Origin of the sequence: Aquibium sp. ELW1220 (assembly GCF_030398385.1) — a bacterium.
In the GTDB taxonomy this organism is placed as follows: Bacteria; Pseudomonadota; Alphaproteobacteria; order Rhizobiales; family Rhizobiaceae; genus Aquibium.
In genome coordinates this window covers 245,428-258,050 of the sequence record NZ_JAOAOQ010000001.1, presented here as the reverse complement: position 1 = coordinate 258,050, position 12,623 = coordinate 245,428, and the positions used below count along the sequence as shown (strand labels likewise).

The window sequence follows — 12,623 nt, the reverse complement described above, 5'->3', positions numbered from 1 at the left end:
TTCAGGCCGCGCTCACGATCTCGGCGACCTTCTCCGGCATGGCGGCGATGACGCGGGCGTATGCGACCGCGAAGTCGGGCGGCGTCACCCGCGCCTGCTCCCAGTCCCGCAGCGTTCCGACCGGCACCCGGAACCGGCTGGCGAACTCGTCCTGGCTCAGCCCCAGCCCGGTTCGCGCCATGCGCACGACACGCGACCTGAGGGCGCGCTCCATGGCTTCCGCACCGATGCCGAAGTCTTCGGCATCAGCGGGATCGGCCTCAAGAACGATACGATCTTGCTTCGCCGGCATTGCTTCTCCTGACCGAAATGAACCGCGGTTTGGCGTTTCGTCGCAGCAGGAACTACGGAATTTCCGTAGGAAGATCAAGGAGAGCGCCCCTTCGTCCGCTCGCAGGAGGAGTGCTGCATGACCGGTTTTCACTGGCACGACATCGGCACGATCGACGACATTCCGCCGCGCGGCGCGCGCTGCGTTGCGACGCCGCAAGGCAAGATCGGCGTGTTTCGCACCGTCGACGACCGGATCTACGCGATCGAGGACCATTGTCCGCATCGCGGCGGACCGCTGAGCGAAGGCATCGTGCATGGTGCGGCCGTGACCTGCCCGCTGCACAACTGGGTGTTCTCGCTGGAGACGGGGCTGGCACAGGGCGCCGACGAGGGCGCGGTGAAGACCATTCCCGTCCGGGTGATCGACCGTCGCATCGCGCTCGGCCTCGATCTCGCGCTGATGGCGGCCGAGTGAGCGGGATGCGGGACGCGCCGGCGACCGGGGTGCGGACGGCTTGCCCTTATTGCGGCGTCGGCTGCGGGGTGCTGGCCGGCGTCGCCGAAGATGGCGCGGTGACCGTGCGCGGCGACCCGGAGCACCCGGCGAATTTCGGCCGGCTCTGTTCAAAGGGCGCGGCGCTGGGCGAGACGACGGGGATCGACGGGCGGCTGCTCTCACCCGAGATCGGCGGACGGCAGGCGTCGTGGGACGAGGCGCTGGACCTGGTGGCGAGCCGCTTCGCGCAGACCATCGCGACGCACGGTCCCGACGCGGTCGCCTTCTACGTCTCCGGGCAACTGCTGACGGAGGACTATTACGTGGCCAACAAGCTGATGAAGGGGTTCATCGGCTCGGGCAACATCGACACCAATTCGCGCCTGTGCATGGCTTCGTCGGTCGCCGGCCACAAGCGCGCCTTCGGCGAGGACATCGTGCCGGGGGTCTACGAGGACCTGGAGCAGGCCGATCTCGTGGTGCTGACGGGCTCGAACCTCGCGTGGTGCCACCCGATCCTGCACCAGCGGCTGCTGGCGGCGCGCCGGACGCGCGGCACGAAGATCGTGGTCGTCGACCCGCGCCGCACGGCGACGGCCGACGACTGCGACCTGCACCTGGCGATCGATCCGGGCACGGACGTGAAGCTGTTCAACGGGCTTCTGGCGCATCTGGAGCGGAGCGGGGCTGTGGATCCAGGCTTTGTCGCGGCCTCGACGGCGGGGTTTGCCGAGGCGGTGGCCATCGCCGGCGCGGACGCGCCCTCGCCGGCGCACGTGGCTGCCGCATGCGGCGTGGCCGAGGTGGACGTGCGGGCGTTCTATGACCTCTTCGCCGCCACGGAGCGCAGCGTCACGGTCTACAGCCAGGGCGTCAACCAGTCGGCGCACGGTACCGACAAGGTCAACGCCATCATCAACTGCCATCTGGCGACGGGCCGGATCGGCCGGCCGGGCATGGGTCCGTTCTCGGTGACGGGCCAGCCGAACGCGATGGGCGGCCGCGAGGTGGGCGGGCTCGCCAACCAGCTGGCCGCGCATATGGGCTTCGATCGGCCGGACGACGTCGACCGGGTCGCCCGGTTCTGGAACGCGCCCTCGGCGGCGCGGACGGCGGGGCTGAAGGCGGTCGACCTGTTCCGGGCCGTGGGCGACGGGCGGGTCAAGGCGCTGTGGATCATGGGAACCAACCCGGCCGTGTCGATGCCGGATGCCGCCCGCGTGCGGTCGGCGCTGCGGGCCTGCGAGTTCGTCGTGGTCTCCGACGTGACCCACACGGACACGACGCGCCATGCCGACGTGCTTTTGCCCGCCGCTGCGTGGGGCGAGAAGAGCGGCATGGTGACGAATTCCGAGCGGCGGATGTCGCGCCAGCGGGCATTCTTGGCCCCTCCGGGAGACGCACGGCCGGACTGGCGCATCGTCTGCGACGTCGCGCAGCGGATGGGCTTCGGCGATGCCTTCGATTTCGATGATCCGGCCGCGATCTTCCGCGAGCATGCCGCGCTCTCCGCCTTCGAGAACGACGGCGCCAGGCTTTTCGACATCGGGGCGCTGGCCAGCATGGGTGACGCAGACTACGAGCGGTTCGCGCCGACGCACTGGCCGCAGCCCCGCCATGGCGACGCTTCGCAGCGCCTGCTGGCGGGCGGCCGCTTCCCGACGCCCGACGGGCGTGCCCGCTTCGTGGCGGTGCGGCAGGAAGGCCCGGCGCTGGCGGTCGACGCGGCGCGCCCGATCGCGCTCAACACCGGGCGGGCGCGCGACCAGTGGCACACGATGAACCGCACCGGCCGGGTGCCCCGGCTGATGGCGAATGCGCCCGAGCCGGTGATCGAGATCGCACCGGAGGACGCCGCCCGGCAGGGGCTTGCCGAGGGCGACCTGGCGCATGTCTCGAGCCGCTACGGCTTCGCCCGCGCCAGGGTGGGCCTGTCGAAAGGCCAGAAGCCGGGCACTGCGTTCCTGCCGATGCATTGGAGCGGCCGGTTTGCCGCGCAGGCCGGCGCGGGCGCCCTCTCCTCGCCACTGACCGACCCGTTTTCGGGCCAGCCGGAGCTGAAGCACGTGCCGGTCTCGATCCGCCGCGAGGCGGTGGCCTGGACCGGCGTCCTGATCACCCGCCGCGACCTGCGGCCGACCGGCTTCGTGCACTGGAGCCGCAGGCCGGTCGAGAGCGGCTGGATCTACGCGCTGTGCGGGACCGAGACGCCGGACCAGGGCATCCTGCTGTCGCGGCAGCTGCTTGGCGCCATCGCGCGGGACCAGCTGGTGGAATACACCGACCGGCGCGGGCTGACCTACCGCGCCGCGACGCTGGACGAGGCCGGCGCGCTCGCCGACGCGCTCCTGGTCGCGCCGCCTGGTCAACTCCCGTCGCTCGACTGGCTCGCCTCGCTGCTCGGCTCCCGCGCGCCGCTGCGCCCCGCCGAGCGCATGGCGCTCCTGTCGGGCCGCTCGCCGGTGCCGATGCCCGCGGTCGGGCGCATCGTCTGCGCCTGCCACACGGTCGGCGTCACCCAGATCGCGGCAGCGGTGGCCGGCGGCTGCCGCAGCATCGAAGCGATCGGCGAAAGCACCCGCGCCGGCACCAATTGCGGCTCCTGCCGCTCCGAAATCAGGACCATGATCGATGAAGCCCGTCTCCAGGCCGCGGAATGACGCCTCCACGCCACGCATCGGTGCGCTGAGCGTCCTGCCGGTCTTCTTCGACCTCGCGGGGAAGCAGGTGTTGGTGGCCGGCGGCAGCGCGGCGGCGGCGTGGAAGGCCGAACTGCTCTGCGCGGCGGGCGCGACGGTTCAGGTCTTCGCCGCACCGGAGGCTGTCGGCGAGGAGATGGCGGCGCTCGCCGCCCGCGAGCCAACAGTGAGGCTCGCCGGGCGCGCATGGCAGTCCGGCGATCTGACCGGCGCGGCCATCGCCATCGCGGATGCGGCCTCGGACGAGGACGCCACGGCCTTCGCGCATGCCGCGCGCGCAGCGGGCGTGCCCTGCAACGTCATCGACCGGCCCGCGCACTGCCAGTTCCAGTTCGGCACCGTCGTCAACCGATCGCCGGTGGTCGTGGGTATTTCGACGTCGGGGGCGGCGCCCATCCTCGGCCAGGCGATCCGCCGGCGCATCGAGACGCTGCTGCCACCCTCGCTGGCCGACTGGGCGGCGCTCGCCCTGCGCCTGCGCGACCGCGTGGCCGACCGCTGGCAGCCGGGGCCGGCGCGGCGGGCGTTCTGGGAGCGCTTCGTCGACCGCGCCTTCGGACCCGCACCCGATGCGCAGGCCGCGGACGCGCTTTTCTGCGGTGCCACGGACGGGGACCGGCGAGGCCACGTGACCTTCGTCGGCGCCGGCCCCGGCGACGGCGAACTTCTGACGCTGAAGGCCGTGCGCGCCCTGCAGGCGGCCGACGTCATCCTGTTCGACGACCTGGTGTCCGACGACGTGCTCGAACTCGCGCGGCGCGAAGCCAAGCGCATCCTGGTGGGCAAGCGGGCCGGCCGCCCGGGCTGCAAGCAGCACGAGATCAACGACATGATGATTTCGCTGGCCAGCGCCGGCCGGCGGGTGGTGCGGCTGAAGTCGGGCGATCCGATGATCTTCGGCCGCGCCGGCGAGGAAATCGCGGCGGTGGAGGCGGAAGGCATCGGCTATGACGTGGTGCCGGGCGTGACCGCCGGGCTGGCGATGGCGGCGAGGCTCGGCGTCTCGCTGACGCATCGCGACTGCGCGCAGTCGGTTCGCTTCGTCACCGGCCATTCCAGGGCCGGCGGCCTGCCGCGGAACGTGGATTGGGACGCGATCGCCGATCGGTCGGCGACGACGATCTTCTACATGGGCGGGCGCACCGCGCCGTCGATCGTCGCCGCCCTGATCGCGCATGGCATGCCGGCCGATACGCCGGCCGTCGTCGGCTTCGACATCGGCCGGACCGGCGAGGCGATCCACGCCACCCATCTGGCCGGACTTCCCGCCGTCGGAGCGCTGGCGGAACCGGGACAGGCGGTCCTGATCGGCATCGGGGCGGTGTTCGCCGGCCGGGCGGGCGCAGCGCGGCGCTGGCCGCGTGCCGGCGCAGGCGGCGAGCAGGCGGATCTCCTGCCGCGGCTCGCCCTGGCCATCGGCTGAGGCAGGCGCCAAGGGAGAACGCGCGCAGCGTCAGCCGCCAATCGCGGCCGGTGCAGGAGCCGCCGGTGGTGCCAGCAGATCGCGACCGAGGGCTGCAAGATCGGGCGCGCCGAGCAGGGTCATCGTGCGGACCAGATCGTCCTTGAACAAGGAGAGGCACCGGTCGACGCCAGCCTCGCCTTCCGCCGCCAGGGCATAGAGCGCGGCGCGGCCCAATCCGGCCATCCGCGCGCCGAGGCACAGGCCCTTGACGACGTCCTCGCCGCAGCGGATGCCGCCGTCGAAGAAGACGGGGATGGCGAGCCGCGCCGCGGCCGCCGCGACCGTCTCGAAGCCGGCGACCGCGCCCGCGACCTGCCGGCCGCCATGGTTCGACATGACGACCGCGTCGACGCCGATCGCCGCGCAGGCGGCCGCGTCGTCGGTGCGCAGCAGTCCCTTGACGACCAGCGGTCGCGGCCACAGGTCGCGCAGCCATTTCAGCGCCTCGAAATCGAAGCCCGCATCCATGCGGCGGCTGAGCAGTGCCGCCTGCGCCTCGAGGTTCATGGCGCCGTCGGCCTCCATGTTGCGCATCCGCGGCGCACCGTTGCGCAGGTAGGCGAGGCTCCAGGCCGGCCTGAGCGCGCCGTCCAGAAGCAGCCGCGGCGTCACCTTCGCGGGAACGGAAAAGCCGTTGCGGATGTCCCGCTCGCGGTAGCCGTTGACCGGCACGTCGACGGTGAGAATCAGGGCAGCATAATCCGCGGCCAGGGCGCGCCGGACGAGCGACTGCGCCAGGTCGCGCTGGATGACGTAGAGCTGGAACCACTTCTCGCCGTCGCCGGCGCGGGCCGCGTCCTCGATGCTCATGTTGGCGGCCGTGGACAGGGCGAAAGGAATGCCGGCGCGCGCCGCCGCACGCGCCAGCATCGCGTCGCCATCATGGCGCAGCAGGCCGTTCAGGCCGGTGGGCGAGAGATACACCGGCATCGCATGCGACCGGCCCCAGAGCGAGACGGCGGGGGACGGACGGCTGACGTCGACCAGGCGGCGCGGCAGAAAGGCGACGTCGCCATAGGCGTCGAGGTTCCGCTTCAGGCCGGCCTCGGACCCGGCCCCGCCCTCGAGATAATCGAAGACGAAGCGCGGCAGGCGGCGCGCGGCGCTCCTGCGAAAATCGGCGACAGATACATGCTGGACGGCCATTCCCTCTCCTGACTGGCGCGGCTTTGCCGGGGCGGGCCGAGGCTGATCCTGCCGGCGGTCGCGCGCCCGCAGCAGCCATAGCACGCCTGCACGCCAGCCGGCGCTCCCGACCCGGCATTGACGCGCTTCCTGATCGTAAGCATACATATCATACGGGTTCCGCAGCCGCTTCGACGGCGACGGCCCTGCCGACGGTGCAAGGAGGTGCATTCCGTCCCGACGTTCAAGCCTCTTCCCGCACGTCCCGGCCCGCGCAGGCAATGCGCGCCGCGTATACCGGATCGCGGCGCCACCGTGCCGCCTGCCGACCACCAACCACACCCGACCGGAAAGACCCAGAAATGCCGCAACGCCTGTTCAGTTCTCCCGACTATCCGACCGTGCCGACCGCCGATGGCGCACTCTATCCGGTGCACCGCATCTTCTGCGTGGGCCGCAACTATGCCGAACATGCCAAGGAGATGGGCTACGAGGTGGACCGCGAGGCGCCGTTCTACTTCCTGAAGGACGCGCAGGCGATCGTGCATACGGGAGCGACCATCCCCTATCCGCCCGGCACCGAGAACTTCCACTACGAGATGGAATTCGTCATCGCGATCGGCGCGTCGGCGTTCCGGGCGACGGACGAAGAGGCGGCCGCCGCGATCTGGGGCTATGGCTGCGGGCTCGACATGACCCGCCGCGACCTGCAGCTGTCCTCCCGCGCCAAGCAGCGCCCGTGGGATCTGGGGAAGAACTTCGAGCAGTCGGCCGTGATCGCGCCGCTCACCGCGGCATCGGCCTTCGGCGCGGTGGGACCGCAGCGCATCATGCTCGCCGTCAACGGCGAGACGAAGCAGGATGCGCATCTGGCCGACCTCGTCTGGTCGCCGGTGGAACTCGTGGTGCACCTGTCCCGCTATTATCAACTCGCGCCGGGCGACCTGATCTATACCGGGACGCCGGCCGGTGTCGGGCCGGTAGTGGCCGGCGACGTCATCCACGGGGAGATCGACGGGCTGGCGCCGGTGGACCTCGTCATCGGAGCGGCGCAATGAAGTATTATGGCTATTTCCGCTCCTCGGCGGCCTACCGGCTCCGGATCGCATTCGGGCTGAAGGGCCTTTCGCCGGACTTCATCGCGATCCACCTCACCCGCGACGGCGGGCAGCAGAAGACCGAGGCCTATCGGGCGGTGAACCCGCAGGCGCTGCTGCCGTCGCTGGTGACCGACGAGGGCGACGTGCTGACGCAGTCGCCGGCGATCCTGGAATGGCTGGACGAGACCCATCCCGAGCCGCCGCTTCTGCCGGCCGATCCGGTCGGCCGCGCCAGGGTCCGCGCCTTCGCCAACGTCATCTGCTGCGACATCCATCCGCTGCAGAATTTGCGCGTGCTGCAGTACCTGCGCAAGGAGTACGGGCAGGACCAGGGCGGCGTCGAAGCCTGGTGCCGCACCTGGCTCGGCGAAGGGCTGGCCGCCTGCGAGGCGCTGGTGGCGCGCGGCGGCGAACACCGGTTCTGCTTCGGGGAGACGCCGGGGCTGGCCGACATCTTCCTCGTGCCGCAACTGTTCTCGGCCGACCGCTTCGGCGTCGACCTCGGCGCGATGCCGCGCCTGCGCGCCGTGCGGGCGGAATGCGAGGCGCTGCCGGCCTTCGCTGCCGCCCATCCGTCGCGGCAGCCCGACACGGAGGCCTGAGCGGCGGAGCGTCCCGCCAGGGAGGCTCAGTGCTTGTCCTGGCGCAGGTAGATCCGGCCGAGGAAGGACGGCTCGCCCGAGGCGCGGCCGGCGATCGAGCTAGCGACGAGGACGACGAGCGTCAGGAGGTAGGGCAGCATCATCGCCAGATAGACCGGAATGTCGGCGCCGATGGCCTGCAGCCGCGGGACGAGGGCATCGGCGCTGCCGAAGACGAGCGCGCCGATCAGCGCACGCGCCGGGTTCCAGCGCGCGAAGATGACAAGGGCCACCGCGACCCAACCACGCGCGGCGATCATGCCCTCGACCCAGACATGGCTCGTGGCGACGCACAGATAGGCGCCGGCAAGGCCGCAGAGCAGGCCCGAGACGAGGACGGCGCCGAGCTGGGCGATCTGGATGTCGATGCCGGCCACGTCGGCGGCGGCGGGGTTCTCGCCCACCGCGCGCAGCCGCAGACCGCTGCCGCTCTTCATCAGCCACCACCAGAGAAGCGCGACGAGAACCGGCATGGCGAGCGTGACCGGATCCTGCACCGCGACGCTGCGGCCGAGCGCGGTGGTGCGCTCGATGCCGAACAGTTCGCCGAGACTGGCGATGCCGGGGAAGGTCTTCTGCATGTAGGGACGCCCGACGACGCCGGTCAGCCCGAGACCCACCGCCACGACGGCGAGGCCGGACAGCGTGTGGTCGGCTCGCATCACCACGGTGGCGATGCCGAACAGCAAGGCGAGCGCAGTGCCGGCGGCAGCGCCGGCCGCGAGGGCCGCCCAGGGATCGACGCCGGACAGGACGGCGATCGCCCCGGTCATGGCGCCGACCGCCATCAGGCCCTCGGCGCCGAGATTGAGGATGCCGGCCCGTTCGCAGACGATGAGGCCGAGGCTCGCGAGCAGCAGCGGCGTCGCGTAGCTCGGGACGATGGCGATCCAGCCGACCAGGAAATCCATGACGAATTGCTCCCTCAGCCCGGCCGGCTCAGCGAATAGGTGCTGAAGAACTGCGACATCAGGATCGAGATCAGCACGGTTCCCTGCACCAGCACGATCATGCCTTCGGAGATGCCGTAGAAGACCTTGAGCACGCTGCCGGCGGTGAAGACCGCGCCGAGCGCCAATGCCACGACGACGACCCAGAAGGGTCTGGCCCTGGCCAGATAGGCGATGACGATGGCGCTGAAGAGATAGCCGCTGCCGACCGACTGGTTCAGCCGGTGCTCGGTGCCGGCCACGATCGTCATGCCGGCGAGCCCCGAAAGCGCGCCGGAGAGGAGGACCAGACCGACCACCGTGGCGGATACCGGCAGGCCGGCCGCCCGCGCGGCCTTGGGATTGAGCCCGACTGCGTCGGCGTAGAAACCGATGCGGGTCTGCTCGAGCACGAACCAGATGAGGGCCGCCACGATCAGCACGACGAAGAGCCCGCCATGAAGTTGCCCCCAGCCGAGGGAACCGAACCGGGCCGCCTCGCCGAAGGCCGCCGTGACCGGAAAGCCGGTGGCCGGATCGCGCCAGGCACCGAACAGCAGGTGCTGCACGAGGAGAAAGGCGACGCTGCCGAGGAGCAGCGTCGAGATCACCTCGCTGACGCCGAACCGGAGTTTCAGGACGAGAGGAATGGCGATCCAGGCGGCGCCGACGGCGGCTGCAAGCAGCAGCATCGCGGGGAGGCGCAGGACATCCGGGCCGGTGCCGCCGATGCCGATCCAGGTGGACGCGACGGCGCCGAGCCAGAGCTGGCCCTCGACGCCGATGTTCCAGAACCGGACCCGCATGGCAACGGCCGAGGCCAGGCCGACGAGCACCAGCGGAAGCGCGGCCGTGACCGTCTGGGCGAGACCATCGGAGGTGAGGAAGGTGGCGATCAGAAACTCGTCGGCCAGCGCGCCTGCGGGGACGCCGGCCTGGACGAGAAGGGCCGCGGAAACGGCGAGCCCGAAGGTCAGGCCGCCGGCATAGCAGAGGCTCGACAGCCATGGACCGGGCGCCTGGCGCCGCACGAGGAATGCCGTGTCAAGCATGGCCGGCCAGCAGCGCTCCGATCCATTCCGGACTGACCTCGCCTATTTCGCGGCAGCCGGCAACCGCACCGCGGTTCATGACGGCGACGCGATGCGACAGCGACAGCACCTCCTGCAGATCCTCGGAGATCAGCAGGCAGGCCGCACCGGCCTCGACCGCCCGGCGGATGGCGGTGCGGACGAACTGCGTGGCCTTCATGTCGAGTCCGCGCGAGGGAGAGTGGGCAACCAGGACCTTCATGGTCGCGTCGAGCTCGCGCGCGAGCAGAACCTTCTGCGCGTTGCCGCCCGACAGGAGCCCGGTCTGGCGCGCCGGCGTGGCGCCGCGGATGTCGAAGGCGTCGATCGCTTCCGCCGCGGCCTGCCGCATGCGCGCGCGGCGCAGGAACAGCGGCCCGCCGAAGGCGCCTTCGGAGACGCGGCTCAAGGCCAGATTGTCGGCGATGGCGAAGTCGCGGATCAGGCCGCTGTCGAAGCGGTCGGAGGGAATGACGCGCAGCCCCGCCCGCCGCCGTTCGCGCGGCGAGGCCTCGGTGACGTCGCGTCCGGCGAGCAGGATCGTGCCGCTCTGCGGCCGGGTGAGACCGATCAGACAGGAGACCAGTTCCTCCTGGCCGTTGCCGCCGACACCGGCCATGCCGAGCACCTCGCCAGCCCGAAGCTCGAGGCCGATCGAGGAGAGCCCCTGTCCGTGCGGACCGGCAGCAAGCGTCAGATCCGAGACGGCGAGGCTGACGGCGCCGGCGATCGAGGCCGGCCGACCGCCGGTGGCGAGGGTCTCGCCGACCATCAGCCGCGCGACCTCCGCCTCGTCGAGGCCGGAGACCGCGGCGCCGGCGAGCACGGTACGGCCATGCCGCATGATGGTGATGCGGTCGCAGAAGCCGGCGACCTCGCGGTACTTGTGGGTGATGAGCACGACGGCGTGACCCTGCCCAGCCAGCCGCCGCACGAAGGACAGCAGCGCCTTTGCCTCTTCCTCCGTCAGGACCGCCGTGGGCTCGTCGAGGACGAGGATGCGCGCGCCGAGCAGGAGCACGCGGACGATCTCGGCGCGCTGGCGCTCCGCCGTCGAGAGATCGGAAACGATGCGGGCCGGATCGACCGGCAGGCCGATTTCGGCGGCCTTCGCCGCGACCGCGGCGCTGGCCTGCGCGACCGAGCGCACCGCGCCGCGGCGGCCGAGGCTCAGCAGCACGTTCTCGGCGACGGTGAAGCTCTCGACGAGGCGAAAGTGCTGGTGGACCATGCCGAGCCCGGCGGCCGTCGCCTCCATGGGGCTGCGCGGGCTGGCGGCGACGCCGTCGATCGCCTGCTCGCCCTGGTCGGCGGCATAGACGCCTGCGGCGACGTTCATCAGCGTGGACTTGCCGGCGCCGTTCTCGCCGACGATGGCATGGACCTCGCCCCAGGCAAGGGAAAAGCCGGCGTCGACGAGCGCAGGGCGTCCGTCGAAGGACTTGCCGACGCCCCGAAGTTCGAGCGCGGGCGGCACGCCGGACGGCGTGCCCTCAGGGCTCCCGGCGGCGCGTGCCGCGATGGTCATTGCGCGGCGGGCATGGTGCCGGTGATGCCCTGGACAAAATAGTCCATCGACCAGAGGGCGCCGTCGTCCAGCCTGGCGCCCGCCTCGACCGCGGCCGAGCCGTCCTGCTTGTTCAGCGGACCCTGGAAGGGATCGAGCGTGCCGGCGACGATCGCCTGCCTGGCCGCCTCGACCTTCGCCTTCGCCTCGTCGGAGACGCCCGGGCCGAAGGGCGCGAGTTCCACGACGCCGGCATCCATGCCCTCGAAGGCGCCGTATTCCTCCGGCTGCCAGGTGCCGTCGATGATCTCCTTGATCGTCGGCACGAGGTATTTTTCCCAGCGGAAGACGACGGAGGTCTGGATGGTCTTCGGCGCGGCGTGCGACATGTCGAGCTGGAAGCCGATGGAGGGGACGCCGGCCTTTTCCGCGACGTCGAGCGCGGAGGTCGCCGAGAGGTTGGTGGCGAGCACGTCGGCGTTCTGGTCGAGGATGGCCTGCGCCACCTGGCCTTCCTTCACCGGATCCCACCAGGAGTTTGTGAAGACTGCGACGGTCTCGATCGACGGATCGACCGAGCGCGCGCCGAGCGCGAAGCTGTTGATGTCCCAGTTGACGACGCTGACCGGGAAGCCGGCAAGAATGCCGATCTTCTTCGTCTTCGTCGCCTGGCCGGCGGCGACGCCCGCGAGGTACCAGCCCTGGTAGGTGCGGGCGTAGAAGCTTTCCATGTTGGGACCGTTCTCGGTGCCCGAGGCGCTGAGGAAGGCGACGTTGGGATAGGCCTTGGCGGCCTCGGCCATCGGCACGCTGTAGCCGTAGGTGGTGCCGACGATGATGTTGAAGCCGCGCTTGACGTAGAGGTCGATGGCGGCGCGGAGCTTGGTCGCCTCTTCGGGGATGTTCTCCGTCACCGCGACCTCGAGCTTCAGCTGCTCCTCGACCGCCTTCCGGCCGGCTTCCAGCGCCTCGTTCCAGCCGCCGTCGAGCGCAGCGCTGCCATAGATGAAGGCCACCTTCGGCGGACCGTCGAGCGTGAAGGCGAAGGCGGCGGTGGAGGCAAGAAGCGCCGCAGCGAGTGCTGCGAGACCGGTCAGCCCGGTCCGTCCGGAGGCGATGTTCGTCATGTCGAGTTCCCCTGTCTGGTCTTGTTTCGGCAAGCTTGCCACGCCGGCGCGCCGCGCCTGCGCCATGGCGAAGCGTCGCTGCCGAACATGGAAACCGGCTCTTCCTGCAAGAGTGGATTGGCCCCTTGTGCAGTGCATCAAAGCCGATTACCGTCGTCCATGCAACGAAAATAATCATGCCCATTTTGAGG

General features: G+C 70.7%; 11 protein-coding genes. 5 read left to right on the top strand and 6 right to left on the bottom strand.

Features of this window, described 5'->3' with window-relative positions; all coding sequences use genetic code 11:
• Position 1: 1 nt before the first annotated feature.
• Positions 2-292 (bottom strand): helix-turn-helix domain-containing protein, encoded by a 291-nt coding sequence (locus N1F91_RS01265; RefSeq protein ID WP_289989521.1) that lies wholly within the window; start codon positions 290-292, stop codon positions 2-4.
• 117 nt (positions 293-409) lie between these two features.
• Between N1F91_RS01265 and nirD the strand changes: the two genes are divergently transcribed.
• From nirD to cysG, 3 genes are read left to right on the top strand one after another with little or no spacing between them, the layout of a single operon-like run.
• Positions 410-748, top strand: coding sequence for a nitrite reductase small subunit NirD (nirD, locus tag N1F91_RS01260; protein ID WP_289989519.1), 339 nt, complete (start codon positions 410-412; stop codon positions 746-748).
• 5 nt (positions 749-753) lie between these two features.
• On the top strand, positions 754-3,429 hold the full coding sequence (locus tag N1F91_RS01255; RefSeq protein WP_289989518.1) for a nitrate reductase: 2,676 nt from the start codon (positions 754-756) through the stop codon (positions 3,427-3,429).
• Complete coding sequence (gene cysG, locus N1F91_RS01250) at positions 3,401-4,891, top strand: siroheme synthase CysG (protein ID WP_289989516.1); 1,491 nt, start codon at positions 3,401-3,403, stop codon at positions 4,889-4,891. The genes N1F91_RS01255 and cysG overlap by 29 nt, the downstream gene beginning before the upstream one ends.
• A 30-nt stretch (positions 4,892-4,921) precedes the next feature.
• Here cysG and N1F91_RS01245 read toward each other — a convergent pair whose 3' ends face one another.
• Positions 4,922-6,079: an alpha-hydroxy-acid oxidizing protein gene (locus N1F91_RS01245; protein WP_289989514.1), complete on the bottom strand. Its 1,158-nt coding sequence runs from the start codon at positions 6,077-6,079 to the stop codon at positions 4,922-4,924.
• Positions 6,080-6,420: 341 nt separating this feature from the next.
• Here N1F91_RS01245 and N1F91_RS01240 point away from each other — a divergent pair, with 341 nt between their 5' ends.
• The gene (locus N1F91_RS01240) at positions 6,421-7,116 is read left to right on the top strand and encodes a fumarylacetoacetate hydrolase family protein (RefSeq protein WP_289989513.1); all 696 of its coding nucleotides are present in this window, start codon (positions 6,421-6,423) and stop codon (positions 7,114-7,116) included.
• Positions 7,113-7,760, top strand: a complete 648-nt coding sequence (gene maiA, locus N1F91_RS01235) for a maleylacetoacetate isomerase (RefSeq protein WP_289989512.1) — start codon at positions 7,113-7,115, stop codon at positions 7,758-7,760. Before N1F91_RS01240 ends, maiA begins: the two co-directional genes overlap by 4 nt.
• A gap of 26 nt (positions 7,761-7,786) precedes the next feature.
• Here the strand turns inward: maiA and N1F91_RS01230 are convergent, their stop codons facing one another.
• From N1F91_RS01230 to N1F91_RS01215, 4 genes are read right to left on the bottom strand one after another with little or no spacing between them, the layout of a single operon-like run.
• Positions 7,787-8,710 carry an ABC transporter permease gene (locus N1F91_RS01230; RefSeq protein WP_289989511.1) on the bottom strand — a complete coding sequence of 308 codons (924 nt, stop codon included), beginning with the start codon at positions 8,708-8,710 and terminating at the stop codon, positions 7,787-7,789.
• Positions 8,711-8,724: 14 nt separating this feature from the next.
• Positions 8,725-9,780, bottom strand: a complete 1,056-nt coding sequence (locus N1F91_RS01225) for an ABC transporter permease (RefSeq protein WP_289989510.1) — start codon at positions 9,778-9,780, stop codon at positions 8,725-8,727.
• Positions 9,773-11,326: an ATP-binding cassette domain-containing protein gene (locus N1F91_RS01220; protein WP_289989508.1), complete on the bottom strand. Its 1,554-nt coding sequence runs from the start codon at positions 11,324-11,326 to the stop codon at positions 9,773-9,775. The genes N1F91_RS01225 and N1F91_RS01220 overlap by 8 nt, the downstream gene beginning before the upstream one ends.
• Positions 11,323-12,432, bottom strand: coding sequence for a BMP family ABC transporter substrate-binding protein (locus tag N1F91_RS01215; RefSeq protein ID WP_289989506.1), 1,110 nt, complete (start codon positions 12,430-12,432; stop codon positions 11,323-11,325). Before N1F91_RS01215 ends, N1F91_RS01220 begins: the two co-directional genes overlap by 4 nt.
• Positions 12,433-12,623: the final 191 nt, after the last annotated feature.

Coding starts and splice junctions, on each gene's coding strand:
- N1F91_RS01265 (WP_289989521.1), bottom strand. CDS start 292: ATGCCGGCGAAGCAAGATCGTATCGTTCTTGAGGCCGATCCCGCTGAT.
- nirD (WP_289989519.1), top strand. CDS start 410: ATGACCGGTTTTCACTGGCACGACATCGGCACGATCGACGACATTCCG.
- N1F91_RS01255 (WP_289989518.1), top strand. CDS start 754: ATGCGGGACGCGCCGGCGACCGGGGTGCGGACGGCTTGCCCTTATTGC.
- cysG (WP_289989516.1), top strand. CDS start 3,401: ATGAAGCCCGTCTCCAGGCCGCGGAATGACGCCTCCACGCCACGCATC.
- N1F91_RS01245 (WP_289989514.1), bottom strand. CDS start 6,079: ATGGCCGTCCAGCATGTATCTGTCGCCGATTTTCGCAGGAGCGCCGCG.
- N1F91_RS01240 (WP_289989513.1), top strand. CDS start 6,421: ATGCCGCAACGCCTGTTCAGTTCTCCCGACTATCCGACCGTGCCGACC.
- maiA (WP_289989512.1), top strand. CDS start 7,113: ATGAAGTATTATGGCTATTTCCGCTCCTCGGCGGCCTACCGGCTCCGG.
- N1F91_RS01230 (WP_289989511.1), bottom strand. CDS start 8,710: ATGGATTTCCTGGTCGGCTGGATCGCCATCGTCCCGAGCTACGCGACG.
- N1F91_RS01225 (WP_289989510.1), bottom strand. CDS start 9,780: ATGCTTGACACGGCATTCCTCGTGCGGCGCCAGGCGCCCGGTCCATGG.
- N1F91_RS01220 (WP_289989508.1), bottom strand. CDS start 11,326: ATGACCATCGCGGCACGCGCCGCCGGGAGCCCTGAGGGCACGCCGTCC.
- N1F91_RS01215 (WP_289989506.1), bottom strand. CDS start 12,432: ATGACGAACATCGCCTCCGGACGGACCGGGCTGACCGGTCTCGCAGCA.